The sequence below is a fragment of the Pseudaeromonas pectinilytica genome (genome assembly GCF_054780855.1).
In genome coordinates this window covers 1-25,736 of the sequence record NZ_BAAGVN010000331.1, presented here as the reverse complement: position 1 = coordinate 25,736, position 25,736 = coordinate 1, and the positions used below count along the sequence as shown (strand labels likewise).

General features: G+C 60.2%; 25 protein-coding genes, 1 tRNA gene and 1 riboswitch. Of the genes, 15 read left to right on the top strand and 11 right to left on the bottom strand.

The window, feature by feature from the left end:
* Positions 1–79: 79 nt before the first annotated feature.
* From ACYVG7_RS14870 to ACYVG7_RS14845, 6 genes are all read left to right on the top strand, one after another.
* Positions 80–346, top strand: a complete 267-nt coding sequence (locus ACYVG7_RS14870) for a DUF5334 family protein (RefSeq protein WP_460883876.1) — start codon at positions 80–82, stop codon at positions 344–346.
* Between the two features lie 91 nt (positions 347–437).
* Positions 438–1,253 carry a hypothetical protein gene (locus ACYVG7_RS14865; protein ID WP_460883874.1) on the top strand — a complete coding sequence of 272 codons (816 nt, stop codon included), beginning with the start codon at positions 438–440 and terminating at the stop codon, positions 1,251–1,253.
* A gap of 39 nt (positions 1,254–1,292) precedes the next feature.
* On the top strand, positions 1,293–1,823 hold the full coding sequence (locus ACYVG7_RS14860; protein ID WP_460883873.1) for a GNAT family N-acetyltransferase: 531 nt from the start codon (positions 1,293–1,295) through the stop codon (positions 1,821–1,823).
* Between the two features lie 57 nt (positions 1,824–1,880).
* A complete protein-coding gene (locus ACYVG7_RS14855) occupies positions 1,881–2,273 on the top strand; it encodes a hypothetical protein (RefSeq protein WP_460883872.1) in 393 nt (130 codons plus the stop codon).
* A 140-nt stretch (positions 2,274–2,413) separates the two neighbouring features.
* Positions 2,414–3,289 (top strand): class A beta-lactamase, encoded by an 876-nt coding sequence (gene bla, locus ACYVG7_RS14850; RefSeq protein ID WP_460883871.1) that lies wholly within the window; start codon positions 2,414–2,416, stop codon positions 3,287–3,289.
* Positions 3,290–3,536: 247 nt separating this feature from the next.
* Positions 3,537–3,932: a GFA family protein gene (locus tag ACYVG7_RS14845; RefSeq protein WP_460883870.1), complete on the top strand. Its 396-nt coding sequence runs from the start codon at positions 3,537–3,539 to the stop codon at positions 3,930–3,932.
* A 596-nt stretch (positions 3,933–4,528) separates the two neighbouring features.
* Here ACYVG7_RS14845 and ACYVG7_RS14840 read toward each other — a convergent pair.
* The 7 genes from ACYVG7_RS14840 to ACYVG7_RS14810 all read right to left on the bottom strand — a co-directional run bounded on the left by ACYVG7_RS14840 (position 4,529) and on the right by ACYVG7_RS14810 (position 9,843).
* On the bottom strand, positions 4,529–5,023 hold the full coding sequence (locus ACYVG7_RS14840; RefSeq protein WP_460883869.1) for a GNAT family N-acetyltransferase: 495 nt from the start codon (positions 5,021–5,023) through the stop codon (positions 4,529–4,531).
* Positions 5,020–5,292, bottom strand: a complete 273-nt coding sequence (locus ACYVG7_RS14835; RefSeq protein WP_460883868.1) for a type II toxin-antitoxin system TacA family antitoxin — start codon at positions 5,290–5,292, stop codon at positions 5,020–5,022. Before ACYVG7_RS14835 ends, ACYVG7_RS14840 begins: the two co-directional genes overlap by 4 nt.
* 422 nt (positions 5,293–5,714) lie before the next feature.
* The gene (locus tag ACYVG7_RS14830; RefSeq protein ID WP_460883867.1) at positions 5,715–6,467 is read right to left on the bottom strand and encodes a substrate-binding periplasmic protein; all 753 of its coding nucleotides are present in this window, start codon (positions 6,465–6,467) and stop codon (positions 5,715–5,717) included.
* Between the two features lie 320 nt (positions 6,468–6,787).
* Complete coding sequence (locus tag ACYVG7_RS14825) at positions 6,788–7,888, bottom strand: 5-(carboxyamino)imidazole ribonucleotide synthase (RefSeq protein WP_460883866.1); 1,101 nt, start codon at positions 7,886–7,888, stop codon at positions 6,788–6,790.
* Positions 7,885–8,391: a 5-(carboxyamino)imidazole ribonucleotide mutase gene (purE, locus tag ACYVG7_RS14820; protein WP_460883865.1), complete on the bottom strand. Its 507-nt coding sequence runs from the start codon at positions 8,389–8,391 to the stop codon at positions 7,885–7,887. The genes ACYVG7_RS14825 and purE overlap by 4 nt, the downstream gene beginning before the upstream one ends.
* A 202-nt stretch (positions 8,392–8,593) precedes the next feature.
* The gene (locus ACYVG7_RS14815; protein ID WP_460883864.1) at positions 8,594–8,896 is read right to left on the bottom strand and encodes a P-II family nitrogen regulator; all 303 of its coding nucleotides are present in this window, start codon (positions 8,894–8,896) and stop codon (positions 8,594–8,596) included.
* 2 nt (positions 8,897–8,898) lie between these two features.
* Positions 8,899–9,843 carry a sodium-dependent bicarbonate transport family permease gene (locus ACYVG7_RS14810; protein WP_460883863.1) on the bottom strand — a complete coding sequence of 315 codons (945 nt, stop codon included), beginning with the start codon at positions 9,841–9,843 and terminating at the stop codon, positions 8,899–8,901.
* A gap of 137 nt (positions 9,844–9,980) precedes the next feature.
* Between ACYVG7_RS14810 and ACYVG7_RS14805 the strand changes: the two genes are divergently transcribed.
* Positions 9,981–10,922, top strand: coding sequence for a LysR family transcriptional regulator (locus ACYVG7_RS14805; RefSeq protein ID WP_460883862.1), 942 nt, complete (start codon positions 9,981–9,983; stop codon positions 10,920–10,922).
* On the opposite strand, the gene btsR is transcribed toward ACYVG7_RS14805, so the two are convergent.
* From btsR to ACYVG7_RS14785, 4 genes are all read right to left on the bottom strand, one after another.
* The gene (gene btsR, locus ACYVG7_RS14800) at positions 10,897–11,652 is read right to left on the bottom strand and encodes a two-component system response regulator BtsR (RefSeq protein WP_460883861.1); all 756 of its coding nucleotides are present in this window, start codon (positions 11,650–11,652) and stop codon (positions 10,897–10,899) included. The genes ACYVG7_RS14805 and btsR overlap by 26 nt on opposite strands.
* Positions 11,646–13,325 carry a LytS/YhcK type 5TM receptor domain-containing protein gene (locus tag ACYVG7_RS14795; RefSeq protein WP_460883875.1) on the bottom strand — a complete coding sequence of 560 codons (1,680 nt, stop codon included), beginning with the start codon at positions 13,323–13,325 and terminating at the stop codon, positions 11,646–11,648. Before ACYVG7_RS14795 ends, btsR begins: the two co-directional genes overlap by 7 nt.
* Before the next feature lie 319 nt (positions 13,326–13,644).
* A complete protein-coding gene (locus tag ACYVG7_RS14790; protein WP_460883860.1) occupies positions 13,645–14,247 on the bottom strand; it encodes a VC2662 family protein in 603 nt (200 codons plus the stop codon).
* A gap of 198 nt (positions 14,248–14,445) precedes the next feature.
* Positions 14,446–14,531: transfer RNA gene (locus ACYVG7_RS14785), tRNA-Leu, on the bottom strand.
* 194 nt (positions 14,532–14,725) lie between these two features.
* On the opposite strand from ACYVG7_RS14785, the gene ACYVG7_RS14780 reads away from it, so the two are divergent.
* The 8 genes from ACYVG7_RS14780 (at position 14,726) to ACYVG7_RS14745 (ending at position 25,466) form a co-directional block, all read left to right on the top strand.
* Positions 14,726–15,253, top strand: a complete 528-nt coding sequence (locus ACYVG7_RS14780; protein ID WP_460883859.1) for an RDD family protein — start codon at positions 14,726–14,728, stop codon at positions 15,251–15,253.
* Positions 15,254–15,505: 252 nt separating this feature from the next.
* Positions 15,506–15,607: riboswitch (guanidine-I (ykkC/yxkD leader) on the top strand.
* A gap of 63 nt (positions 15,608–15,670) precedes the next feature.
* Positions 15,671–16,765: a putative urea ABC transporter substrate-binding protein gene (locus ACYVG7_RS14775; RefSeq protein ID WP_460883858.1), complete on the top strand. Its 1,095-nt coding sequence runs from the start codon at positions 15,671–15,673 to the stop codon at positions 16,763–16,765.
* 36 nt (positions 16,766–16,801) lie between these two features.
* Complete coding sequence (locus ACYVG7_RS14770) at positions 16,802–17,635, top strand: ABC transporter permease (protein ID WP_460883857.1); 834 nt, start codon at positions 16,802–16,804, stop codon at positions 17,633–17,635.
* On the top strand, positions 17,632–18,435 hold the full coding sequence (locus ACYVG7_RS14765) for an ABC transporter ATP-binding protein (protein WP_460883856.1): 804 nt from the start codon (positions 17,632–17,634) through the stop codon (positions 18,433–18,435). Before ACYVG7_RS14770 ends, ACYVG7_RS14765 begins: the two co-directional genes overlap by 4 nt.
* Complete coding sequence (locus tag ACYVG7_RS14760; protein ID WP_460883855.1) at positions 18,432–19,154, top strand: urea amidolyase associated protein UAAP1; 723 nt, start codon at positions 18,432–18,434, stop codon at positions 19,152–19,154. The genes ACYVG7_RS14765 and ACYVG7_RS14760 overlap by 4 nt, the downstream gene beginning before the upstream one ends.
* Positions 19,155–19,174: 20 nt before the next feature.
* A complete protein-coding gene (locus ACYVG7_RS14755; protein ID WP_460883854.1) occupies positions 19,175–19,822 on the top strand; it encodes an urea amidolyase associated protein UAAP2 in 648 nt (215 codons plus the stop codon).
* A gap of 100 nt (positions 19,823–19,922) precedes the next feature.
* Positions 19,923–23,570: an urea carboxylase gene (gene uca, locus ACYVG7_RS14750; RefSeq protein ID WP_460883853.1), complete on the top strand. Its 3,648-nt coding sequence runs from the start codon at positions 19,923–19,925 to the stop codon at positions 23,568–23,570.
* Between the two features lie 516 nt (positions 23,571–24,086).
* Positions 24,087–25,466, top strand: a complete 1,380-nt coding sequence (locus ACYVG7_RS14745; RefSeq protein WP_460883852.1) for a HipA domain-containing protein — start codon at positions 24,087–24,089, stop codon at positions 25,464–25,466.
* Positions 25,467–25,736 lie beyond the last annotated feature (270 nt).

The window sequence follows — 25,736 nt, the reverse complement described above, 5'->3', positions numbered from 1 at the left end:
AAAGGAAGCATATGATCACAGGTGGAGATTTACGTCAATCAAGACTTGATATTGGTTATAAAACGTTCACGATCTCGCCCTGCTAGTAACACTGATTGCAGTTGGTCTGTTTTCCATTCCAATTGCTTCACTTGCATGGGATGGATATGACTATGAGTCAGGAAATTATATAGAAATTGAAAAAGATAATCTCGTCAGAGAAGGTGAGGAGATCGAGTATTACGACTACGCAAGTGGTGAGTATAGATACGGTGAAGTACAAGATATCCAAAACTCAGGAAGTGGCGCGGAGGTGGAAGTTTATGATTACGAGTCCGGTGAATATCGTAATTTCGATATGGACTAAACAAATAACAAGCAAAGGCAGCATCGACCTACGGGCTCGACGCGCTAACGCGCGCCGTTGCTTTGGGCCTTAGAGCTAAAGGAGAAATCATTTGACTTTAAATGCTAGTGTTCAATTTCATATGCGCTTTGTTAAAGAAAAACACAAAGAACTGTGCGAATCATTAAATGAGTTGGTTGCTCATTTAGTGGGTGAAAATTTGGAGCTAAAAAAATCAAAAGCTGATGCGTCACTCTCAAAATCGAATGATCTAAAAGCCTCAATATCCCAACAAGACACACCTGATTGGCTTCCACCTCTAATAGCTAGTCTAAACAATTTTAAAGCTGGGGCATGGCAGCAGTCTGATTTAATTAATCACCTATTTATTTACCTGCAAAAAATTAAGGAACATGTTTGGATCTTTGATAACCCTTCCGAGCAGGCATTTGACTTCGACGCAATATATCAGCATTACAAGTCAGAAAGCAGACTTAGTGAACTATTTAGTGAAATCATAACAATTTTAGAACAAATTCAGAGCAGTGGTGAAGTAGACAGTGTTTCGATGATGTCTGCTCTAGGTAAAGTTATTGCAACTTTAAAACAAAACAAAGATGGTTCGTATTTTTCAATTAATAGTGCCTGGTCATTTCTAGTTTCTTTTCTAAAAAACTACATGTGGGCTGAGTTATCTAAAATCCCTGTTTTAGGCACAGCTATGGAAGCGTTAGAGAAAACCATTAAAGAAACTAACGAAGAGATGTTCAGATTTCACAATGATGTTCAGACAAGAATGAGCGAAATAGTTGAAACGGAAGTGAAGGGTTTAACAAATAAGTCCAGCTTTCCTTTTGTTGGTTATGATAAAACTGGGTTTCAATTGCCTCATTTAGATAATCCGTCAAAAATTGATGCAAGTGTTTAGGACCGTAGCTGCGAAAATGCCCTACGTAACAGAGGACTCATGAATATTCGAATTGCGACGACTCAAGATCAGGACGATATCAGACGGCTTTATTTTTCTGCTTTCACCGAAGAAGAAAACGAAATGGTGGCGACTCTGGCGGTGGAGCTGCTTGCCGAGAACTCGGCGTTACCGATCCTATCTCTGGTTGCCGAAATGGAGGATGCCGTGGTGGGGCACGTTGCTTTCTCTCGTCTCAAAATAGAGAATCAGGCGAATATTCAGGCTTATATTTTGGCACCGCTGGCGGTGCGGCCGGATTGCCAACAGCAGCGCATTGGATCGGCACTGGTTGAATATGGCATGCAGCAATTATCCGCGCTGGGTGTGGATCTTATCTTTGTTTACGGCGCGCCGGAGTATTACGGCCGATTTGGGTTTAGCGCTGAGACGGCCCAGGGCTATAACGCACCCTATCCGCTCCAATATCCTTTTGGCTGGCAAGCCATCGCCATCCGTGAGGGTGTAATAGAAAACGGACCGCATGCGACGCAGTGTGTCCAAGCCTTGTGCAAGCCATTGTTATGGTAATCCGCTTTGCATAAAAACCAGTGAACCGGATCGTTTGACCATGATTCAGGGAGATATATGGATACCTGTGTAGAGTTTGAATCCCGGCTTTTTACACCGTTTCTCTCTGAAGAGGGGCAAGTGAATCCTCAGGTGTATGGTGCCGAACTGGCGTGGTGGTTGTCACGGGAGCTGGCGCAGGAAGGAGTTGAAACCAGCTATCCGACTAGTGAGGACTGGGGCTGGTTTATTGAATATCTCGTGGCGGATAACGAGTATTGGCTCTGCTGTAGCAACCAAGATGGCTCGCCAACGACATGGCGGGTGTATCTCGACTGTAAAGCCAAGGGGCTGTTTGGACGCAATAAGGCACCGGTCGCCAGCGCAACGCCGTTGCTTCATGCCTTGAACCAGGTATTAGCGCGCTGCGAGGGCATATCCAATATCCAATGGCGCAAAGACGTGGTGTAACTATTAAAACCCTGCCGTTCTTCACCGCAATCCCTGCCGCTCTGCCCCCAAATAGCCGCCCCGCTCCCCTCGGTTTATCCTGTTTTTACTTCGGATTGCTTGCCGCTAGAATGGCGCGCCCCTACTCATCTTGGAAAACCATGAACTATTTCAATGCTCTTCTCGTGGCGGTCGCGCTGTGGATGCCTGCGGGCTTATCGGCGGCGGGGCATGACTTTCAGGCCGTCGAGCACGCGATTGTGGCGCTGGAGGGGAAACTCTCGGCGCGGATTGGGGTTGCGGTGCTGGAGGTAAAAACCGGGGAGCAGTGGAATTACAAGGGCGATGAGCGGTTTCCGTTAACCAGTACCTTCAAGACCTTGGCATGCGCAAAACTATTGCAAGATGCCGAGCACCAGCGGCTCAAGTTGACGGATAGCGTCACGGTTCAACAGTCCGATCTGGTCACCTACTCGCCGGTGATCGAAAAACAGGTCGGGCAGCCCGTCACCCTGAATGTGGCCTGTGCGGCGGCGATGCACACCAGTGATAATACGGCGGCAAATATTGTTCTCCACGCCGTGGGGGGGCCCGAGGGGATCACCCGCTTTATGCGCGAGTTGGGCGATCCGCTGACGCGCCTGGACCGCCAGGAGCCGGAATTAAATCAGGGCTTGGCCGGAGACGAGCGAGATACCACCACCCCCAACGCCATAGCCCGGAGCCTGCAGACGCTGTTATTCGGCTCGGCCTTGTCGCCTTCGAGTCAGCAGCAGCTGCAACGCTGGATGGAACAGAATCAGGTCACCGGCAATTTACTGCGCTCGGTATTACCCGCCGGTTGGAGTATTGCCGACCGCTCCGGGGCCGGTGGTTTTGGCGCAAGGAGTATTACCGCTGTCGTCTGGGCTAAAAACCAATCACCGCTGATTATCAGCATCTATATCGCCCAGACCGATGCTCCCATGGAGGCGCGCAATCAGGCCATCGTCACCCTGGGCCAGGCGATCTTTAATCGCTATCTGCCGCAACCTTGACGGCGGGTGCCGAACAGTAAAGAAGAGGCATGGAGTCTGGGCCCAAAGCAGACCGTTGGCGGCAGGAATGCCGTCATCGAGGCTACATGGATGTATTTACGACGTGTCTGCGCCTCGTACAGACGCCTAACGCCTGAGCAGAGCCTCTCCACACATAACGGGTACATAGCCTACTTCTTATGTGGTTGACTTGCTGGGCAGCGCTTCCTACTGTGGTGGCTTCCTCAGGCCAGCCCAGGAGGCTGTGATGTTAACCGGAAGCTGTTTGTGCAATGCCATTCGCTATGAAATTCGAGGGGAGCTGGGCCAGGCCATGATGTGTCATTGCTCCAAGTGCCGCAAAGCCAATGGCTCGGCATTTGCCGTCAATGCCGCCGTGAAGGCCGATGAATTCACCATCATCGCCGGGCAGGAATACGTCACCGAATTTGAATCCACGCCGGGCGTGTTTCGCTCCTTCTGCAAGCAGTGCGGCTCGCCATTAGTCAGTCGCCGCCCCTCCCAACCGGATCTATTACGCCTGCGAATTGGCACCCTGGACACCCCAGTCCAGCTCAAACCCATCGCGCATATCTTTGTCGACTCCAAAGCCCCCTGGGATGAAATCCACGACGACATCCCCCAATACCCCGAGCGCCCATAACAGGCGCTCGCGGAGCCATCTTGCTTCTGACGTTTGGCTTCTGCCCTTTATCACCCAAACCCGAAGCCGTCTGCCGGGCCGAGTGGCAGACTCCGCGCCCTGTGCCGCCCCGAGCGGGAGGCGGGATGGAGGGAATGAGCCGCAGGGATGCGGCGAGAGTCAGCGCTGGCACAGGGATGTGCCATCGCTGACGGTCACGGAAGCCAGCCGGTTAGCGAGGGATCTGGCGGCAGTGGGCATAAACCTGGGCCCGGGATTGCCAAGGGGCCAAATCGGGGTTTGGACGGGATTGATTATCCCGGCCCCGATTTGGCGCGAGGGCAGGGATAGCCCGAGCGGATTGCGAAGCCATGGATGGCGCAGCGAGGCCTTTTCCCCCTTGGCCCGCCGCCGTTCACCGCAGGTGGACAGATCGCCAGCATCTGTCAGGCGGAACCGGATCAAACCAGATCCACGAATCGATCATCAATCGTCGATCACTTCTATCGCAAAAATCCGAAACCATCTGCCGAGCGAGGCAGACTCCGCGCCCTGTGCCGCCCCGAGCGCGAGGCGGGATGGAGGGACTGAGCCCTCAGGCCCATCGCTTGAATCATCTAGGCCAAACTGGCCCGAATATCCGCAATCGGCAGAAATAGCTTATGGGTTGAATCCTGAAACGGTATAAATCCAAACTTCTCGTAGAAGCACATGGCGCCCTCTTTGGCATCCACAATCACCACCGGAAAAGCCACGGTTTCACTGGCTTGCAGCAGCCGACTCAGCGCATCCACCAGCAACCACTCGCCATAGCCTTGCCGGGCATAGCGTTTATCGATTGCCAGACGGGCAATCAGGCCGCCGGAGCTGGCATTGAGATGCTTTTTTTGTAATTTATCCGGTAACGCGCCGAGGTCGATGGGCGTCATGGTCAGGGTGTAATAGCCGATGATCCGTTGCGGCTCTTGCTCCGCCACGAGCACAAAGGTGCGGGTGTTATCTTTCTGGGATTGCTGGCTGGCCATCCGGTTCAAGTAGCGATTCAGGCTCTCGACACCACAATCAAATTGCTGTCGGTCATGGATAGTCTTATCCAGCTTCACCGACATCATGCGGTTTTAGCCTTATAACGCTCGGCGGCCTGTTGCAGTCTGGCATTGGCTTGCGGCGGTGCATCAAGCGCTTCGGCCAGCAAGATGGCATCCCGCTGCGACAAGGTCAGCGCTCGTTCACGCTCCATGATTTGTTTGGCTTTCTCGATGGCCGCATTGAGCACAAATGAGTTGATGCTCGTCATGCCAGCAATCGCTGCCGCTTGGGCGAGTAAATCCTGTGTTTCTGCGTCAACACGCGCTGTGATGCGAGGTAATGCGACGGCCATAGCAAGCTCCTAAATGTGTCATTGTGGCACACAGTGAGTATGACACCTTATCCCCCTCCCGCCAATATGTGACAATCTGGCACCTGACTTTTGCCCTTTATCACCCAAAATCAGAAGCCGTCTGCCGGACCGAGTGGCAGACTCCGCGCCCTGTGCCGCCCCGAGCGCGAGGCGGGGTGGAGGGAATAAGCCGCAGGGATGCGGCGAGAGTCAGCGCTGGCACAGGGATGTGCCATCGCTGACGGTCACGGAAGCCCGCCGGTTAGCGAGGGATCAGGCGGCAGTGGGCATACGCCAGCCGCAGGATTGTTAAGGACCGCGGCTTCGGTCCTTAACCCGCCCCCGCCAACGGCAGGTTGGCAAATCGCCGTGGCCGACTGGGGCGGAACCGGCCCAAACCGGAGCCGAGGCTCAATCACCCCTCACCGCTGGATCCGATACCGCTCCGCCAGCCGCGATAACTCCCCCTCCAACTCCAGCTGATGCAACGTCGCTTGCCAGGCGGCGCGCACCGCCGGATCGCTCTGCAACGAGGCCACCACCCAGGCCTGATAGTCACTGAGTTTCACCCCTTTGACCAAGGTGTCGTCCGGCAGGCCGTGCAGGCGCAGAAAGTAGTTCACCGCCGAGCGCGAGGCGATCCAGCCATCGATGCGACCGGTCAGCAGCTTGCGACCATTGGCATCATCGGAGGTGATGAGCTCGATGCGCTCCAACCCCTGGCGCTGGGCGGCGATGGCATTGGCGGCCCCGATATTCGCCCCCAGCATCTTCAGCGCCTTGGCCTGCTCCAGCGTCGCGGCCACCGGATGGCCCTTGACGGTGTAGACGCTGAAATCATCCACCACCACCGGATAAATCCAGTGCACCGTCGCCTCGCGCTCCGGAATACGCCCCACCCAAAGGGCGATGACGTTGGCCTCGCTCTGCACCGTGCGGTTAGCACGCGCCAGCGGCTGCACCTCGACGCCCCCGCGATACCCCAACCGCTGCATCACCGCCTGCCCCAACTCATAGGCATAGCCGCGATAGTTGCCCTGCTCGCTGAAGACAAAGGGCGCTATGTTCGAGCAGACCACCCGGGGCTCTGGTGGCTCGCCCGCCTGCAGGCATGGGCTCACCCCGGCCCACAGGCCGATCAGCATCAGCAGCGACACCACCCCAGCTTTACCCATCGATGCTCTCTCCCGCCCGGCCCTTGTGTTAAGCGTAGCCATGGTTCCGCCACCTGGCTGATACGCTGCCCGGCTCTGCCATGCCAGCGCACAGCAGAGCCACAAGGCACCATTATTTCAAGGGATGGCTTCCGGATCCTTGCGCCGTCGCAGGAAACGGCAGCGCGGCCTCGTGCGCGCCACCTGGGCGCTAGCCAGGGGTGTTGCGGAGTGGTGAGATGGCGGAATGATGGGGGGTGAAATGATGAATGGCTGGAGGCATAGCCCGAGCGGGAACACCAGAGGGCCATGCCGATCGGCATGGCCCAGGCTAGATGAGGTTAGCCAGCAGAAGCGGTGACGCCCTGCAGCTGCTGCCACTGCTGCTGCAGGGCCTCGGGCGAGGCACAACGCAGGGTCAGATGACCGAGTTTGCGCCCCGGCTTCTCGGCCTTGCCATACAGATGCAGATGGAGATCCGGCAGCGCCAGCAGGGGTGGCAGCTGCGGCAGCTTGCCAATCAGATTGAGCATGGCGGTGGCAGCGATGAGCGACGTGTCCCCCAGCGGCAAGCCCATCACAGCCCGCAGATGGTTGGCAAACTGGCTGGTCTGCGCCCCTTCCAGCGTCCAGTGGCCGGAGTTGTGCACCCTGGGGGCCACCTCGTTGGCGATCAAGCGGCCATCCTGGACGAAGAACTCGATGGCCAGCACGCCCACATACTCCAGCGCGGCCAGCAGGGAGCGGGCATACTCCTCGGCCTGGGCCTGCAATGGATCGTCCACCAGCGACCGGGAGCTGTGCAGTATCCCCTGGCGGTGCTCGTTTTCGGTCAGCGGATAGCAGACCAGCTCACCGGTGGGGCTGCGCGCCGCCAACAGCGAGACCTCGCGACTAAAGGGCACCATGGCCTCCAGAATGGAAGGACGGGCCTCGGCGGCGCGCCAGATGGCCGCCAGATCCGAGTTTGCATCCAGCCGCCACTGCCCCTTGCCGTCATAGCCCTGAGTGCGCCACTTGAGAATGGCCGGCAGTCCCAGTTCGCTGACCGCCTGCTCCAGCTCGGCGAAGGAGCTGACGGCGCGGTGCGGCGCCACCGGGATGCCTAAGCCGCTCAGGGTCTGCTTCTCGATCAGCCGATCGCCACACAGTTGCTGGGCACGCACCGGTGGATAAAGGTGCACTTGGCTGGCGATCGACTCCAGCAGCGGCACCGGGATCGATTCCGACTCATAGGTCACGACATCGGCCCAGGCCAGCAGATCATCCAGCGCCCCAGGTGCCAACCAGTCGCGCTGATAGAAGGGCGCGACTTGGGCGGCGCAGCCCTCGGCCTGCCCATCCACTTGAGCATCGACGATCCGGCATTCAATGCCCAGAGGTGCGGCGGCGAGCGCCAGCATGCGGGCCAGTTGGCCGCCACCCAGAATCAACAACTTCATGGCTCGATCCTCGGATCCGGTTGCGCCAGCACCTGCTCGGTCTGCCGGGCTCGAAAATCGGCCAGCGCCTGACGCAGTGCCGGATCCTGATTGGCCAGCATGCTGGCCGCCAGCAAGGCGGCATTGGCGGCTCCGGCAAGCCCGATAGCCAGGGTGCCCACCGGAATGCCCTTGGGCATTTGCACGATGGAGAGCAAGGAATCCATGCCGCTGAGCGCCTTGGATTCCACCGGCACACCCAGCACCGGCAGCAGACTCTTGGCCGCCACCATGCCCGGCAGGTGGGCGGCGCCACCGGCTCCGGCGATAATCACCTGCAGGCCGCGCTCTTGCGCCGTGGCCGCATAGTCGAACAGCAGATCCGGCGTGCGATGGGCCGACACCACCCGCACCTCGTGGGGCACGCCCAGCTCTTCGAGCATCTGTGCCGCGGCGGACATGGTCTGCCAGTCCGAGCGTGAGCCCATGATGATCCCCACCTTTGCATCTGTCGCTGTCGTCACCCTTACCTTCCTCTTGTTTGCCTCAATGGATTACTAACTGTTTCGAACCACCACTCACTCATTACAGCGACGGGGAAGCGTTGGCTGACCCTCCGCGCCAGGGATGGCGCGGTGGAGCCCCCACGGATGGGTTCACGGCGTGTCAGCCTGAGCTTTCCTGTCGATGTCCCATGATGAAGAGCCCCATGATGAAGTTCGGCATCTAGAATTTGTTTGCCCGCCGCACCCGGATCTCGCTGCTGAAGATCACCATGGCGAAGTTGTCGTAATAGTGGGCCTGCAGATGGTCCATGATGGCCTCGGCCACCGCCTCCTCGCAGATCACTTCGATACGGATATTGCGCACCTCATCCCAACCGGCATCACGAATGCCCCGGCTGCCCTTGCCCCGCGCTTCTGTGATGGTGTAGCCGCGAGCCCCCAGCTGCTCCAGCTGGCGGGTGAGCTCACTCTCCAGCACGGCTTCGGTGATGATGGTGACCAGTTGTCGATAGACAGCTTGCATGATTAACCTCCAGCCTGATGGAGCCATTGCGCCCAGGTCAGGTACATCGGGATCCCCACCAGGACGTTGAAAGGAAAGGTGACCCCGAGCGAGGCCGCCAGCGACAGCCCGGGGTTCGCCTCGGGCACCGCCATCCGCATGGCCGCCGGCACTGCGATATAGGAGGCGCTTGCCGCCAGGGTCGCCAGCAGCATGGTGCCGCCGAGGGAGAACTCGAGCTCCAGCGCCAGCAGGCCGCCAACGAAGGCGCCCAGCAGCGGGATTAGGGTGCCAAACAGCAGGATAAACAGGCCATGACGGCGCAGGGATCCCATCTGGCTGGCGGTGATGAGGCCCATCTCCAGCAGGAACAGCGCCAGCACGCCCTTGAAGAGGTCGAAGAACAGCGGCTTGAGCGGCGCTATCGCCTCTCCCCCGCAGATCCAGCCGATGAGCAGACCACCGGTCAACAGCACCACCCCTTTGCCGAAGAATATCTCGTGGCCCATGCTACGCCAACGCGTCTGGCGGCTGATGCCCCGCGCCAGCACGATACCGATCAGAATGGCGGGCGCTTCCAGGATCACCACAAACACCGGCATATAGGATTCGTACGGTATGGCCATGTGGGTCAGATAAGCGGTGGCGACGGCAAAGGTACCGACGCTGACCGAGCCGTAGTGGGCCGCCACCGAGGCGGCGTCGGCGCGGGTGAGTCGTCCAACCCAGCGCAGCAGCGGAAACAACAGCAGCGGGAACAGCAGCCCCAGCAACAGCACACCGAGCAGTTGTGGCAGCAGATGGCCGACGTCGCTAGCAGCCAGCTCGACGCCACCCTTGAGGCCTATGGTGAGCAGCAACAGCATGCTCAGGAAGTCGTAGATGGCGGCCGGGAGTCGCAACTCAGCCCGCGCCAGCCCGGCAATCAGACCGAGCAGAAAAAACAGAATGACCGGATCCAGTGACACAAGATGCCCCCTGTCGATGAACGGGTGCGCTACCAGCGGCAACGACCCTACCTTGGGTGGGGGCAAGTCTAACAAGGGTTCTTCATCAGAAATAATCGAATATAATTAGTGAAATGTTCGTTACAGGCTGATGATTGATGATCAACTACAAGCAGCTTTACTACTTTTGGCAGGTGGCTAAACTCGGTGGCATCACCCGTGCTGCCGAACAGTTGCACCTGACGCCGCAGACCCTGAGTGGCCAGATCGGCGAGCTGGAACGCACCCTGGGCACCCCGCTATTTATTCGCACCGGCCGCCGCATGGAGCTCTCCGCCGCCGGGCAACTGGCGCTGCCCCACGCCGAGCAGATCTTTATGCTGGGCAATGAGCTCGAAGCCCTGTTGCACAATCCGGGGCGTCAGGGCGAGCTGACCCTGCGGGTGGGGCTCACCGATGCGGTGCCCAAATCCATCGCCTATCGGCTGCTGGCCCCGGCGCTGCAACTGAGCCAACCGGTGCGCCTGCTCTGCCAGGAGGAGAAGCCGGAGAAGCTGTTCGCCGAGCTGGCGCTGCATCATCTGGATCTGGTGATCTCCGACCGCCCGCTGCCCGCTACCGTCGGCGTCAAGGGCTACAGCCATCGGCTGGGGTGCAGCCCGCTGATCTGGGTCGGCACTCCCACCCTCGCCGAGCGCGCGCGCCACGATTTCCCTCATTCACTCCGCGAACTGCCGCTGCTGTTGCCCGGCGCCAATGCCGCCCAGAGCGCGCCGCTGGCCCGCTGGCTCCAGGAGCAGAAACTGGCGACCCATGTGGTCGGCGAATTTGATGACAGCGCGCTGATGAAGTCGTTCGGCGAGGCGGGCGTGGGGCTGTTTCCGGTGCCCGAGGTGATCCTCGAGGAGGTGTGTCGCCACTATGGGGTCGAACCGGCCGGGCGGCTGGACGAGATCCAGGTCAGCTATTACGCCATCTCCCTGGAGCGCCGCCTCACCCACCCGGCCGTGCTGGCAGTCAGCCAGACCGCGCACCAGTTGTTATCCGGCAAAGCCGAGACTACCAATGCATCGACTACGGGATCGCCAGCTGATCCTTGAGCGGCCGCAGATAACGGCGGCTGACCGGTACCTTGTGGCCGCCGCAGGTCACCACCTCGGCCAGACCGCCCTCGAGCAGCAGGATCTCGCGGATCTGCGCCGGATTGAGCAGGTACTGGCGGTGACAGCGCAGAAAGCCGCTCTTCTCCTCCAGGGTGCGCAGGGTCAGCTCGGTCGTGCCCTGACGCTCCCCAGCTACCACCCGATTGCCGGTCAGATCGCTGTGCACATACTCCACCTCGGCCAGTGGCAGCAGCAGGATGCGGTTATGACCGATGCAGGGGATGGTGCGCAGCGGGGCCGCCACTAATCCCGGATCGCCAGAGCCTGGAGCAGCCGCGCCCTCACTATCAGGAACCATCACCTCGCGGCGCGCCAGCAGCAATAAACGATCCAGGGTGCGCTGCAGTCGGGCCGGATCCACCGGCTTGAGCAGGTAATCCAGCGCGTGCTCCTCGAAGGCGCGTAGCGCGTACTCATCGAACGCGGTGACAAACACGATATGGGGCAGCGCTTGCGGATCCAGCATGCCCACCAGCTCCAGGCCACTGATGCGCGGCATCTGGATATCCAGAAACAGGATATCCGGCTTCAGGCGATGAATGGCCGGTAGCGCCTCCAGGGCATGGGCGCACTCGCCCAGCACCTCGATACAGCCAGAGGCCTGCAGCAGCAGGCGCAGCTCCTCGCGGGCCAGGGGTTCATCGTCGACTATCAGTGCCGTTAACATAGGACCTCCGTGAGTGGCAGGGAGATGATGACCCGAGTCAGGCGCCCGGGCTCGCACTCGACCCGCACGCCATACTGCTCGCCATACCGCGCCTTGATACGCCGATCGACGATATTCATACCGAGCCCCGATTTATCTGCCGGAGGCTGATACAGACCGGCGTTATCACTCACCACCAGTTGCAACGCATCGGCCTGCGCCTCGGCCCCCAGGGTCAGGCAACCGGGCTCCAGCATCTGCGAGATGCCATGCTTGATGGCGTTTTCCACCACCGGCTGCAGGGAGAAGGCCAGCAGCCGGCACTCCAGCAACGCCTCCGGGATCTGCCACTGCACGCTCAGATGATCGGCAAAGCGCGCCTGCTCGATCTGCAGATAAGCCTGCACATGCTCCAGCTCATCGCGCAGGCTGACCTCGTCACTCTGGCGTTTGAGATTCTTGCGAAAGAAGGTGGAGAGATGCTGCACCAGAGTCCGCGCCTGCTCGGGATCCCGGCGGATCACCGCCGACAGGGTATTGAGGGCGTTGAACAGAAAGTGCGGATTGATCTGGGCCTGCAGCAGCTTGATCTCCCCCTGGGCCAGCAGCCGCTTCTGCTCGTTGTATTTGCCGGAGAGGATCTGCCCCGAGAGCAGGCGCGCTATGCCCTCGCCCAGAGTGCGGTTCATCGAGGAGAAGAGTTTGCGCTTGGGCTCGTAGAGCTTGATGGTGCCGACCACCTGCCCCTCCTCGCCGCGCAGCGGTATCACCAGCGACGAGCCCAGCTTGCAACCCGGATGCAGGGTGCAACTGTAGGGGATGAGATTGCCGTCGGCATAGACCACCTCGTTGCGGCTGATGGCGGCAAAGGTGTGGGGCGAGGTGATGGGCGTCCCCGGCAAGTGGTGATCCTCGCCGATGCCGATAAAGGCCAGCAGCTGATGACAATCGGTGATGGCCACGGCGCCGACGCCGGTCTCTTCATACAGGATGCGCGCCATCTGGGCGCAGGTCTGCTGGGTGAAGCCCTGATCCAGCACCCCCATGGCCCGCTCGGCGATCTTCAGCGCCCGGGCCGAGAAGGCCACCGAATACTTCTCCAGCATGGCGCGCCGATCCAGGATCATGCCCATAAACATGGCCGCGCCCAGGGTGTTGGCCACCAACATGGGCGCCGCTATGTTCTGCACCAGATGCCAGGCATCGGCCAGGGGGCGCGCCACCAGCAGGATGATGCTCATCTGCATCAGCTCGGCGACAAAGGCCACCGTCGCCACCATCCAGGGATTGAACAGCCGATCCAGCCGCCGCCGGGCGACAAAGTGGCGATGCACCAGACCACCGAGCAGCCCTTCGGCCACGGTGGAGAACATGCAGGCCAGCGCCGTGAAGCCACCCAGCGAGTAGCGATGCAGGCCGCCCGTGAGCCCCACCAGCAAGCCGACTGCCGGGCCACCGACGATCCCGCCCAGGACGGCGCCGATGGCGCGGGTATTGGCGATGGAGTTCTCGATGCGCAGACCAAAATAGGTGCCGAGGATGCAGAAGGTGGAGAAGATGAGGTAGCAGACCAGCTTGTGCGGCAGGCTCAAAGTGACCTGGGTCAGCGGCATAAACAACGGCGTCTTGGAGAGCAGCCAGGCGATCACCAGATAAACGCACAACTGCTGGAACAAGGAGATCACCAGCGACAGTTGTTCCATTCCCATAAACCCTACCCTCGGCGTACCACGAAAACCGCCGTGTTATAACAAAGCCGCCGATCCGCAACTGCGGGCTGACGCACGAAAGTCAGGGCTGCGCCCTAATGCGAGTCAGTTAGCGGAGGAGAGATAGCCTGTTGAGCCAACCATTGGCGGCAGGGATGCCGCCATCGAGCCCCCATGGAAGGGTTTACGGCGGGTTGGCGAGAGAGGATGTCTCTCCCGAACCTTTTAACTGACAAGCATTCGGGCTGCGCACGGGAATTAAGCGGGGGAGCAGACTAGCTCCCCGCAACCGGGTCGTAGGCGATTAGAACGACTTGCTGATATTGATGAGCGGCAGCACCGGGAAGATGCCGTTGGCGGCATAGTTGCCCAGACCGATCTGCACGCCATCCAGATGCTGGGTGGCGTTGAACAGCCCGAGCTGGAAGGTGGTGCGCTCGGCATAGTTGACGAAACCGACGTTGGCCAGCGCATTGCCCTGGGCAATGTTCACCATGCCGAAGTTCAGCCCCTGCATGCTGTTGCCGACGTTGACGAGACCGGCATTCAGACCCTGCGCCTGGTTGGTCAGGTTGACTAGGCCAATATTGACCCCTTGATCCCGGCCCTCATGCCAGTTGACGGCGGTCAATGCCACACCGTGGAAGGATTGTCGCACCCGAGCGGCACCGACGCCGAGGGCAAACTGGATACCGGTAAAGTGGTTGGTGTCGGACAGCGCAAACAGCGGCAGATCCAGGCCGGTCACCGAGCCGGTTTGACCATATAGCACACTCAGACGAGCGCCGGAGACCTGCTGCGAGGCCGGCAGATTGATCCCCGGCAGTGACAGTTGCACCGGAGTAGCGGCCTGCGCCCAACTGGCACAGCTCAGGGTCACGGCGGCGGCCAAGAGTCGTAATTGCATCGTAAAGCTCCTTGTATGATGTATACCGGTTATAGATTCCTGCCGGTTTATGGGTGCGGGTATTCAGCGGCCCGCGACCAGAGTCGCCGCCATCATAAACCACAAACCCCAATCGAGGCTGAATCAATGGCAGAGAGGCACAGCCCTTGATCTGGAAAAGCAAAAGGCCACTCCGAAGAGTGGCCTTTTGTCTGAATTTGGTGCCCAGGGTCGGACTCGAACCGACACGGTTATTCACCGGCGGATTTTGAATCCGCTGCGTCTACCGATTTCGCCACCTGGGCGTGCACGCCGTTACCTTGCGGTCTCGGTCTGTTGTGCGGGAGGGATTATACAAATCCCCATCGGCAGCGCAAATGATTTTTTCCATTATCTCAATCGGTTGATGATTAAATCGTCGATGCGGTCACTGCAACAGGAACCCCGGCTTGAGGTAGACTAGGCAGCCCTGAATCACCCATAACTAAAGCAGTACCCTATGTCGAAAAAGAAACCAAGTCTCCGTCCGGCGGCGAATGATGCCGAACCGACCCCAAAAGTGATTATTCCGACCCACCCCCGCGCCGGGCTGTTTCGTCGTCTGGGCGCCTGGGCGCTCGATCTGCCGCTGGTCGGCATTCTGCTGGGCGCCGCCGCTTTCCTCGGCTACGGTCTGGCGCTGGTGCTGGAAGCCATGGGCCGTCTGGAGCTGGGCGAACACCCGGATGTCCAGCAATGGCTGGCGCACAACACCCTCTATATCCTGTTTCTGACCTGCGTGGTGTGCGGCTTCTATCTGTGGTTCTGGTGCAAGCGCGGCCAGACCCCGGGCATGCGGGTGCTGCGCCTGCGAGTGCAGAACACCGACGGCTCCCACCTCAAGGTGGGTCAGGCGCTGGTACGGATGTTCAGCAGTGCCTTTGGTCTGGGCAACCTGCTGGTGATCTTCGATATCAATCAGCTGGCCTTTCAGGATCACTGGGGGGATTGCGAAGTGATCCTGCTCGATCCGCAAGATATGCAATAACCGCCTATCAGGCTGCCCGGGCAAAGCATGGCCCGGGTAGCAATTCCCCATTCTGGGGCGCCAACTTGGCTATTTCCTCCGCTTTTTGCCCATCCCTGCCGCCCGCCATTCGCCTCGAGCCCTGGGGAAGGCCCGTCATCACCGGCTGCGCAACTTGTACACAAGCTGGCACACTCTCTGCTTTACTTAAGCTCAGATACACGCTGCATCTGACGATCCGGGGTCTCCAGATCAAGGCCAGAGCCACAATCTGCAATAGACGACTAGGGTTCCGACCGGTTTAACCGGTGTCTGGTCCGAGAGTGGTCGACCTTCCTCTTGAGGGTTACACGGCGGGATAAAAGCCCGGGAGAAGCAAGGCCATATGGCTCCTGATCTCAGTTGCTTTTAACCAATGTGCTCCCAGGGAGGGAACCCATGAACAATACCGTCACCATCACCCTGCTCCGCCGTCTGCTGTCGCGCCTGTCCGTGGCTGTGTTGCTGATCCCGCTGCTGCTCATCGGCACCCAAGCTCATGCCGAGGACAAACCCAAATTCAAGGTCGCCTGGACCATCTACGCCGGCTGGATGCCCTGGGACTATGCAGCCCAGAGCGGCATCATCAAAAAGTGGGCGGATAAGTACCACATCGAGCTCGAGGTGGTGCAGATCAATGACTATGTCGAGTCCATCAACCAGTACACGGCCGGTGGTTTTGATGGCTGTGTGATGACCAATATGGATGCCCTGACCATTCCGGCCGCCGGTGGTGTCGACTCCACGGCGCTGATCGTCGGGGATTTTTCCAATGGCAACGACGGTATCGTGCTCAAGGGCAAGAGCACGCTGGGTGATCTGAAGGGGCAGAAGGTCAATCTGGTCGAGCTGAGCGTCTCCCACTACCTGCTGGCGCGGGCGCTGGAAACCCAGGGCCTCTCCGAGAAAGATGTCACCGTCGTCAACACCTCGGATGCGGACATTGTCTCCGCCTACACCACCCCGGATGTCACCGCCGCCGTGACCTGGAATCCGCTGCTCAGCGAGATCGTCAAGACCCCGGGCAGCCACAAGGTGTTCGATTCCAGCTTCATCCCGGGGGAGATCATCGATCTGATGGTGGTCAACAGCACCACTCTCAAAGCCCACCCGGAGCTGGGTAAGGCGTTGACCGGCGCCTGGTACGAAACCATGGCCCTGATGTCCGGTACCGATGAACGCGCCAAGGCTGCGCGCACCCAGATGGCAAAGGCCTCAGGCACCGATCTGGTCGGCTACGAGGCCCAACTGGCGGCCACTCGCATGTTCTATCAGGCCAAGGATGCGGTGACCTTCACCACCAGCACCCAGCTCAAGAGCACCATGCAGCAGGTGGCCGAGTTCTCGTTCGCCCATGGCCTGCTGGGTGACAGCGCGCCAAATGCCCAGATGGTCGGGATTGAAACCCCCAGCGGCATCTACGGCGACAGCCAGAACGTCAAGCTGCGCTTCGATCCAAGCTTTATGCAGCTGGCAGCCGACGGCAAGCTCTGATCCCCGAAGGCTGACTCGTCAGCGGAGTATAGTCCCATGACCCGACTCATTAATCGCCAGCCGGCACGCACCAGCCGGCTGCTGTTGGCCCTGCTGCCCTTTGCGTTGCTGCTGCTCTGCTATCTGCTCAGCTCCCAGGCGCGGCTGGAGATCAACCCGCAGGACAAGCTGTTGCCGGGACTGGGCAGTATCGTCGAGGCCATTCAGCGGCTGGCGTTCGAGCCCAGCAAGCGCAGTGGCGAGATCCTGTTACTCACCGACACCCTGACCAGCCTGCGGTTGCTGCTGATTGGTGTCGGCAGCTCCGCGCTGCTGGCGCTGGTGCTGGGGCTCGGAACCGGGGCTATCCCCCTGTTGCGCGCCCCACTGTCACCGCTGGTCACGGCGCTGTCGCTGATCCCGCCGATGGCGATCTTGCCGATCCTGTTTATCAGTTTCGGCCTCGGCGATCTGGCCAAGGTGATGCTGATCGTGATCGGCATTACCCCCATGCTGATCCGCGATCTGCAACTCAAGACCCTGAGCCTGCCCGCCGAACAGCTGGTCAAGGCCCAGACTCTGGGCGGTAGCAGCTGGCAGATCATGCTGAGGGTGATGCTGCCCCAGGTGCTGCCACGCCTCATCGAGGCGGTGCGGCTGACCCTAGGCAGTGCCTGGTTGTTCCTCATCGCCGCAGAAGCCATCGCCGCCACCGCGGGGCTGGGCTACCGCATCTTCCTGGTGCGCCGCTACCTGGATATGGCGGTGATCCTGCCCTATGTCGCCTGGATCACCCTGCTGGCGTTCAGCATGGACTGGCTACTCAAGCAGGCGGCGCGCCGGGCCTTCCCCTGGTATTACGGCCGTGGTGGCGAAGGAGCAGCGACATGAGCCAGACCCCGTTATTACAAGCCAAAAATCTGTGGAAGGAGTATGGCGACAACTGCGTGCTGGAGCGCGTGAATGTCACTGTGCGCAGCGGCGAGTTTGTCACCATAGTCGGCGCCTCCGGCTGCGGTAAAACCACCTTTTTGAAGCTGCTTTTGGGCACCGAAACCGCCAGTCGCGGTGAACTGCTGCTGGATGGCGCGCCCATCGGCAACGAGCCCGACGAGCAACGCGGCATCGTCTTCCAGCGTTACTCGGTGTTTCCGCACCTGACCGCCCTGCAGAATGTGATGCTGGCCGACGAGTTCGCCGCCAGCCCGCTGCTCGGCCGTCTGTTCGGCGCTCGCAAGCAGCTGGCGCGGGATCGCGCCGCCGCCATGCTGGAGCGGGTCGGCCTCGCCCAGTCCCTGAACCGCTATCCGGCCGAGCTCTCCGGCGGCATGCAGCAACGGCTGGCGATTGCCCAGGCGCTGATGAAACAACCGCGGATCCTGCTGCTGGATGAGCCGTTCGGTGCCCTGGATCCGGGCATTCGCGGCGACATGCACCAGCTGATCCACGAGCTGTGGCAACAGCAGGGCTTGACCATCTTCATGATCACCCACGACCTGCGCGAGGGCTTTGCCCTGGGCAGCCGACTCTGGGTGTTCGACAAGGTGCGGCACGATCCCCAACAGCCGAACCGCTACGGCGCCCACATTACCTACGACATCCCCCTCGACAAGGGCGTAGCCCTGCCCGACGCGGTACAGCAGATCACCGCCCGCCCGGTGCCGTCTATGTCTTATCAGGAGTTAGCATGAGCGAATTGATCTATGAAGCCCGGTTACCCGGTGGCAGCCACTGGTCGCTGATAGTCCCCAAGGGCACTGTGTTGCGCCTGACCGATGAAAAGGGCGGCGCCAATCTGGGGCTGCTGTTTTACAACCCGAAGAATCTGCTGGAACGTTACAACGCCCCCGATACCTTGAAATGCCAGCACACCTTCAAGCTGACCCAGGGCCACTGCCTCTATTCGGATATGGGCCATATCTTCTGCTCGATCGTCGAGGACAGCACCGGCTGGATCGACACCGTCGGTGGCACCAGCAATAAAGCCAAAGTGAGTGCCCGCTGGGGGGAGCGCAACTATCAGCGCGACCGCAACCTGTGGCTGCAGAACGGCTATGACAGTTTTCTGGTCGAAGTGGCCAAATATGGCCTGGGCGAACGGGATCTGGCGGCCAATCTGAATCTGTTCAGCAAGGTCGCGGTCAACGACGGCGGCGATTTGCAGTTTGTCAGCGATCACTCACCCGCAGGCGCCACCATCAGCCTGCGCTTCGAGATGGAAACCCTGGTGGTGATGCACACCTGCCCCCATCCCATGAACCCGGCAGCGGAATACCCGCGCAAGCCGGTGCGCTATGCCCTGCTGGAAGCGGACCCGGTGGCAGCAGACGATCTCTGCCTCAACTCCCGGCCGGAGAATGGACGCGGCTTTGCCAACAACGCCCGTTATCTCTGCTGCCCACACCATTGATGAAGTAAGGAGTCACTACCATGCTGACTACAAGTCCGTTGCTGCCTGAACAGGCCCTGTTGCGCCAGAAGGTTCCGGCAGGCGATTACTGGCTGCAGGAGCTCAAGGCCGGACAGACGCTGCGTATTCTGGATCTGGAAGGCAACCAGGCCGCCGATACCCTGTTCTTCAATGCCCGGGATCCGGCCGAACGTTACAGCGCCATGGATACCCTCCGCGAGCAGGGTAACGTCTACCTCACCACAGGTAGCCGTCTGCTCTCCAACCGCGGCAATCTGCTGCTGACCATCAGCGCCGATACCTGCGGTCGGCACGATACCCTGGGCGGCGCCTGCGCCACCGAGAGTAACCAGGTGCGTTATGACCTCGACAAGCAGCATATGCACGCTTGTCGGGATAGCTGGTTGCTGGCCGTCAGCGAGAATCCGCAGTGGGGACTCTCCAAGCGCGATATCACCCATAACATCAATTTTTTCATGAATGTACCGGTAACGCCCGAGGGCGGCCTGAGCTTTGCCGATGGCATCAGTGCACCGGGTAAATATGTGGAGCTGGTCGCCGCCATGGACGTCATAGTCCTGCTGTCCAACTGCCCGCAGCTCAACAATCCCTGCAACGCCTACAACCCGACTCCGGTCGAGATGATCATCTGGGATCCGGCGGCCTAGCCAGCACCGCGCATTTCCGAACCCTATCAGCCCCGGGACGACCCAATGAGGGCTTGCAACAAGGAAGGCGGGACGACCCGCCCGAGTGGAGTCTGATCCCATGTTTGCCAAAGTATTGATCGCCAACCGCGGTGCCATTGCCTGTCGCATCATTCGTACCCTGCAAGCCATGGGGGTGGGTGCCGTCGCCGTCTACAGCGACGCCGATGTCGACAGCCTGCATGTCAGCGCCGCCGACGAGGCCTATAGCCTGGGCCCGGGTCCGGCTAGCCAAACCTATCTGGATCAGGAGCAACTGCTGCACATAGCCCGCCGCTGTGGCGCCCAAGCCATACACCCCGGTTATGGCTTTTTGAGCGAAAACCCCGACTTTGCCCGCCGCTGCGAGGCGCAGGGCCTGGTGTTTCTGGGTCCGACGCCCGAGCAGATGACCGCCTTTGGTCTCAAGCATCAGGCCCGGGCTCTGGCACAAGCCGCCCAGGTGCCGCTGTTGCCGGGCTCTGGCCTGCTGGCCGATGTGAACGAAGCCCTGGCCGAGGCCGAGCGTATCGGCTACCCGGTGATGCTCAAGAGTACCGCCGGGGGCGGCGGCATCGGCATGCAGCGCTGCTTCAGCGCCGCCGAGCTGGAAGTCGCCTACGCCTCGGTCAAGCGTCTGTCGGAGAACAACTTCAGCAATGGCGGCCTGTTTGTCGAGAAGTTCATCGCCGATGCCCGTCACATCGAGGTGCAACTGTTCGGTGACGGCCAGGGCGAGGTGATCGCCATCGGCGAGCGGGATTGCTCCGCCCAGCGCCGCAACCAGAAGGTGATCGAGGAGTGTCCGGCTCCCCACCTGAGTGACGAGGTGCGGCAGGCGCTGCGCGAAACCGCCGTCACGCTGGGGCGCAGCATCGGTTACCGCAGTGCCGGCACCGTGGAATATGTGCTGGATGCCAACACCCAGCAGTTCTACTTTCTCGAGGTCAACACCCGACTCCAGGTCGAGCACGGCGTCACCGAGCAGGTCTTTGGCCTGGATCTGGTGCGCTGGATGATCGAGCTGGGTGCTGGAACCCTGCCACCGCTGGCCGAGCTGGCGCAGGCCTTGCAGCCCCGGGGTCATGCCATCCAGGTGCGGCTCTATGCCGAGGATCCGGCTCAGCAGTTCCGCCCCTGCGCCGGTCTGCTCAGCCATGTCGCCTTCCCGACCGTGGATCGTCGCCGCTTGCGCATCGACAGCTGGGTCGAATCCGGGGTGGAAGTCCCCGCCTTCTTCGATCCCATGCTGGCCAAACTCATCAGCCACGGCGACGATCGGGCTCAAGCCCTGCAGCAGTTACAGGTTCTGCTGGGCGACAGCGAAATCTATGGTATTGAAACCAATCGGCACTGGCTGCAGGCCCTGCTGGCCAGCCCGCTGGTGCAAACCGGCTCGGTACTGACCCGGTCGCTGAATGATTTTATCTGGCAACCCCAGACCCTGGATGTGCTCAGTGGCGGCACCCAGACCACACTGCAGGATGTCCCCGGCCGCATCGGCTACTGGCATATCGGCGTGCCGCCTTCCGGCCCCATGGATAACTGGTCGTTTCGCCTCGGCAACCGGCTGCTGGGCAATTCACCCGATGCCTGTGGCATGGAGATCACCCTGAGCGGCCCGAGCCTGCGCTTTAACTGCGAGCGGCAAATCGTGCTGGCCGGTGCCGAGCTGGAGGCACGACTGGTCAGCGCCTCAGGGGAGAGCCGCAGCCTGCCGTTCTGGCAACGGCTGACGATCCCGGCCGGCAGCCTGCTGCATCTGGGCAAGGTTCAGGGACATGGCGCCCGCAGCTATCTGCTGGTGGCCGGTGGCTTCGACTGCCCGGCTTATCTCGGCAGTCGCAGCACCTTTACCCTCGGCCAGTTTGGCGGCCACGCCGGACGCGCGCTGCAAAGCGGTGATGTGCTGCATCTGCACCCCGCGCCCGCAGCCGCGCTCGACAGTGCATCACTCCCGGATCTGCCCGTTCAGCTGCCCGCCGCGCTCCAGCCCAAGCTGGGTACCGAGTGGCAGCTGCGAGTCATGTATGGCCCCCATGGCGCCCCGGACTTTTTCACCGACGCCGATATCACGACCCTGTTCAGCAGCGCCTACGAGGTGCATTACAACTCCAGTCGCACCGGCGTGCGGCTGATAGGTCCCAAGCCGCAGTGGGCGCGCACCGATGGCGGTGAAGCCGGTCTGCACCCCTCCAACTTGCACGATAATGCCTATGCCATCGGCACCCTGGATTTTACCGGCGATATGCCGGTCCTGCTGGGTCCGGATGGTCCGAGCCTGGGTGGTTTTGTCTGTCCGGTGACCCTGATCAAGGCCGATCTGTGGAAAATGGGTCAGCTCAAGGCCGGGGATCGGGTGCGCTTTATTCCCGTCACCCTGGACGATGCCGAAGCGCTGGAGCGCGCCCAACTCGCCGCGCTGGTCACTCTTGAGCCCGCGGAAGAGCCGCAACTCAACCCCGCCCCCCTCGATACCCCGATCATCAAGACCCTACCCTGGGAAGAGTACGGTGAACAGGTGGTCTATCGCCCCAGTGGCGATGATTACCTGCTGGTGGAGTATGGCCCCCAGGTGCTGGATATCCGCCTGCGCTTTCGCGCTCACGCCCTGATGCTCTGGCTGGAGCGCGCCGCCCTGCCGGGCGTGCTGGAGCTCACCCCCGGCATCCGCTCGTTGCAGATCCACTACGACAACCTGCGTCTGCCCCGCCACAGCTTGCTGGCGCACTTGGAGCGGGCCGAGCGCGAGCTGATCCGAAGCGACGATCTGCGGGTCCCCGCCCGCATCGTCCATCTGCCACTCTCCTGGGATGATGAGGCCACCCGGCTGGCGATCCGCAAATATGACGAGCTGGTGCGCAAGGACGCCCCCTGGTGCCCGTCGAACATCGAATTTATCCGCCGCATCAATGGCCTGGAGTCGGTCGATCAGGTCAAGGAGATACTGTTTAGCGCCAGCTATCTGGTGATGGGGTTAGGCGATGTCTATCTGGGGGCACCGGTGGCGACGCCGCTGGATCCGCGCCATCGCCTGGTCACCACCAAGTACAATCCGGCCCGCACCTGGACCCCGGAGAACGCGGTGGGGATCGGTGGTGCCTATCTGTGTGTCTACGGCATGGAGGGGCCGGGCGGCTACCAGTTTGTCGGCCGCACCCTGCAGATGTGGAATCGCTATCGGCAGACCACCGAATTCAGCCAGCCCTGGCTGTTGCGCTTCTTCGACCAGATCCGCTTTTACGAGGTCAGCGCCGAGGAGCTGGTGCGCATCCGCGCCGAGTTTCCCCGCGGCCGCTACCCGCTCACCATCGAGGAGACCGAGTTTTCGCTGGCCGAGTATCAGGCACAACTGGATGCCAATGCCGAGGCCATCACCGCCGCCAAGCAGCGCCAGCAACAGGCCTTCGAAGCCGAGCGCCAGCGCTGGATCGACAGTGGTCAGGCGCACTTCATCAGTGATGGTGAGGCGATTGCGGAAACCGGCGAAGAGCTGGTGCTGAGTGCCCGGCAACGGGCGGTCGAGAGTCCGGTCTCCGGCAGCATCTGGCAGCTGGCCGTTGCGCCCGGCGATCGGGTGCAGGCCGGTGATACCCTGCTGATCATCGAATCGATGAAGATGGAGATCGCCGTCCAGGCCCTCGAAGCCGGCACAATAGTCAGTATCCAGCGCGAACCCGGCCAGCAAGTCAAAGCCGGTCAATGCCTGCTGGTATTGGAAGTCGAGTAGCCCTGCATCATCGCCTCACTCCCCACCGGCCGCTTATTCACTCGCCGGTGGGGAGCCGCAAAGCCATTCAATCGGCAGCAGCCGAAATGGTTTACGTCCCAACCTCGCCCTCACCATCAGGGCGAGGCTTTTTATTGGCTCGGCCCCTGTGAGGTGTTGCATCGACAAACACTGACATGAGCGTGGAGTCTGGACGATCGCAGACACGTCGTGAAGACATCCCTGTCGACTCGCGGGTGGCATCCCTGCCACCCACGGTCTGCTATTCGCCCAAACTCCACCCCGCTTGATTCACAACCCGTCACTCGAACAGAACCTTTTGATGCCTCCAACGCCGAGCAGTGCAAGGGGCAGCCCGCGACAAAACGCGAGATTTTAATATTCACAAAGTTAGCTATAAGCGAACACCTGCAAAACAAAAACAGATTATTTTCAGATAGATAGTTTCATTTTTGCCTAAAGTTATTATTCAATATAATATTCATTATATTATTCACTCCTCTGGAATTTCAGCCCATGACCCGAGACAATACGCTATCTGACGAACTCATTCGTCAGGCCCTGCTAGCAGGCCCAGCCAATGGTGCCGAAGTGGCGCAGCGGCTGCTCAGATCCGGGCTGGAAGTCAGCCAACCCACCCTATCGCGCCGTCTTGCCGAGTTGGCTGCCCGGGGGGAGATATTACAACTGGGGGAGAAGCGCGGTCGTTGTAACTACCTGCAGCGGCCACTGGAGGGCACCACCGCATGGCCCCTCTATCAGGTGATGAGCGATGGCACCTCGACGCGGATCGGCCACCTGTATCGGGTTTACCCCGGCTTTGCCTGGCAGGTGGGCGCACTGAGCGGTCACAGTGAAAACTTCCCCTGGTGGCTGATGGATATTCTGCCGCAGGGTTATCTGGGGCGGACTCTGGCCGGACAACAGGGGCTGGTCAGCACAGACGCCGGTATCTGGTCTGAAGATCAGACCCTGCAGCATCTGAGCCGCCTTGATTTGGCCGGCGATCTGCTGATTGGCGAGGCCAGTTATCTGGCATTTATCCAGCAAGCCCATGGCGCAGAGCAGGCGACCCTGAACGACTTATCATCGATTGCCAGCCAGCTCTCGCTGCAAGCCATAGGCGGTTCATCGGCCGGTGGCGAACAACCCAAATTTGTCCGCGCTATCGCCCCCTACGGCGACTGCATCATCAAATTCAGCAGCGACATAACCCAGAGCGCCAATGCCCGGCGCTGGGCCGATCTGCTACTGGCCGAGCAGTGCGCCCTGCAGATGCTGGCCCAGAACGGCATCCCCACGCCCGATAGCCAACTCATCATCGATGAACAGCGGGTCTATCTGCTCTCGCCGCGCTTTGATCGCCTGCCCCAGGCCGGGCGTTGCGGTGTGGTCTCACTGCGCAGTCTGAATGCCGAGTTTCTGGGCAAGGCTGAAACGACCCCTTGGCCAGAATTGTGCCGCGAGCTGGCTCGTCTCGGCATGATCGAGCCCGAGGCGCTGCCAGTCATCGAGCGCGTCTGGGCCTTTGGGGTGCTGATCGCCAATCAGGATATGCACCCCGGCAATCTCTCGTTTTTGCGTACCAGCCGCTTTGAGGTCAAGTTCCCACCCGCCGAACCGCTACAACTGGCCCCTGTCTATGACATGCTGCCCATGGCCTATGCTCCCGCTCGCGCCGGTGACCGACGCCAAGCCGATTCATTGGCCAAGGTGCAACTCACCCCGCTGATCGGTAAAGCGGTTTGGCTGGAGACCTACCAACTGGCACAGAACTTCTGGCAGCAGCTAAGCCAGGACTCCCGACTCAGCGACGAATTTCGCGCTATCGCCTCCGCCTCACAGCTCTACCTGCAACAGCAAATACTCCCCGCCCTACAAAGAATGGCGGAGTAGGAATCGAGAAGGTTGACGAAAAGGCCCCTACAAGAAATAGGAAGCGAACAGATATTTCAGGTCGAACTCATGGGGCTTAATAGCATTTTTCTGTACCGATCTTATTACCACCGGAGACTGACACACCTTGAATCAACCCTTGTTGCCGTAAAAACCTGTTCTCAGATACTGACGGCCGGTTGTCAAATTAGGGAAGGTGCGAATAAGCAGGTCATTTCTTCCCAAGCTGACTCGCTGATTAAAATTTCGCGGATCTGGGCCGATTTTTTT

Bases quoted from the DNA above. Each gene is read 5' to 3' on its own strand.
- ACYVG7_RS14860 (WP_460883873.1), top strand. From the start codon at position 1,293: ATGAATATTCGAATTGCGACGACTCAAGATCAGGACGATATCAGACGG.
- ACYVG7_RS14855 (WP_460883872.1), top strand. From the start codon at position 1,881: ATGGATACCTGTGTAGAGTTTGAATCCCGGCTTTTTACACCGTTTCTC.
- bla (WP_460883871.1), top strand. From the start codon at position 2,414: ATGAACTATTTCAATGCTCTTCTCGTGGCGGTCGCGCTGTGGATGCCT.
- ACYVG7_RS14845 (WP_460883870.1), top strand. From the start codon at position 3,537: ATGTTAACCGGAAGCTGTTTGTGCAATGCCATTCGCTATGAAATTCGA.
- ACYVG7_RS14840 (WP_460883869.1), bottom strand. From the start codon at position 5,023: ATGATGTCGGTGAAGCTGGATAAGACTATCCATGACCGACAGCAATTT.
- ACYVG7_RS14835 (WP_460883868.1), bottom strand. From the start codon at position 5,292: ATGGCCGTCGCATTACCTCGCATCACAGCGCGTGTTGACGCAGAAACA.
- ACYVG7_RS14830 (WP_460883867.1), bottom strand. From the start codon at position 6,467: ATGGGTAAAGCTGGGGTGGTGTCGCTGCTGATGCTGATCGGCCTGTGG.
- ACYVG7_RS14825 (WP_460883866.1), bottom strand. From the start codon at position 7,888: ATGAAGTTGTTGATTCTGGGTGGCGGCCAACTGGCCCGCATGCTGGCG.
- ACYVG7_RS14815 (WP_460883864.1), bottom strand. From the start codon at position 8,896: ATGCAAGCTGTCTATCGACAACTGGTCACCATCATCACCGAAGCCGTG.
- ACYVG7_RS14805 (WP_460883862.1), top strand. From the start codon at position 9,981: ATGATCAACTACAAGCAGCTTTACTACTTTTGGCAGGTGGCTAAACTC.
- btsR (WP_460883861.1), bottom strand. From the start codon at position 11,652: ATGTTAACGGCACTGATAGTCGACGATGAACCCCTGGCCCGCGAGGAG.
- ACYVG7_RS14790 (WP_460883860.1), bottom strand. From the start codon at position 14,247: ATGCAATTACGACTCTTGGCCGCCGCCGTGACCCTGAGCTGTGCCAGT.
- ACYVG7_RS14780 (WP_460883859.1), top strand. From the start codon at position 14,726: ATGTCGAAAAAGAAACCAAGTCTCCGTCCGGCGGCGAATGATGCCGAA.
- ACYVG7_RS14775 (WP_460883858.1), top strand. From the start codon at position 15,671: ATGAACAATACCGTCACCATCACCCTGCTCCGCCGTCTGCTGTCGCGC.
- ACYVG7_RS14770 (WP_460883857.1), top strand. From the start codon at position 16,802: ATGACCCGACTCATTAATCGCCAGCCGGCACGCACCAGCCGGCTGCTG.
- ACYVG7_RS14765 (WP_460883856.1), top strand. From the start codon at position 17,632: ATGAGCCAGACCCCGTTATTACAAGCCAAAAATCTGTGGAAGGAGTAT.
- ACYVG7_RS14760 (WP_460883855.1), top strand. From the start codon at position 18,432: ATGAGCGAATTGATCTATGAAGCCCGGTTACCCGGTGGCAGCCACTGG.
- ACYVG7_RS14755 (WP_460883854.1), top strand. From the start codon at position 19,175: ATGCTGACTACAAGTCCGTTGCTGCCTGAACAGGCCCTGTTGCGCCAG.
- uca (WP_460883853.1), top strand. From the start codon at position 19,923: ATGTTTGCCAAAGTATTGATCGCCAACCGCGGTGCCATTGCCTGTCGC.
- ACYVG7_RS14745 (WP_460883852.1), top strand. From the start codon at position 24,087: ATGACCCGAGACAATACGCTATCTGACGAACTCATTCGTCAGGCCCTG.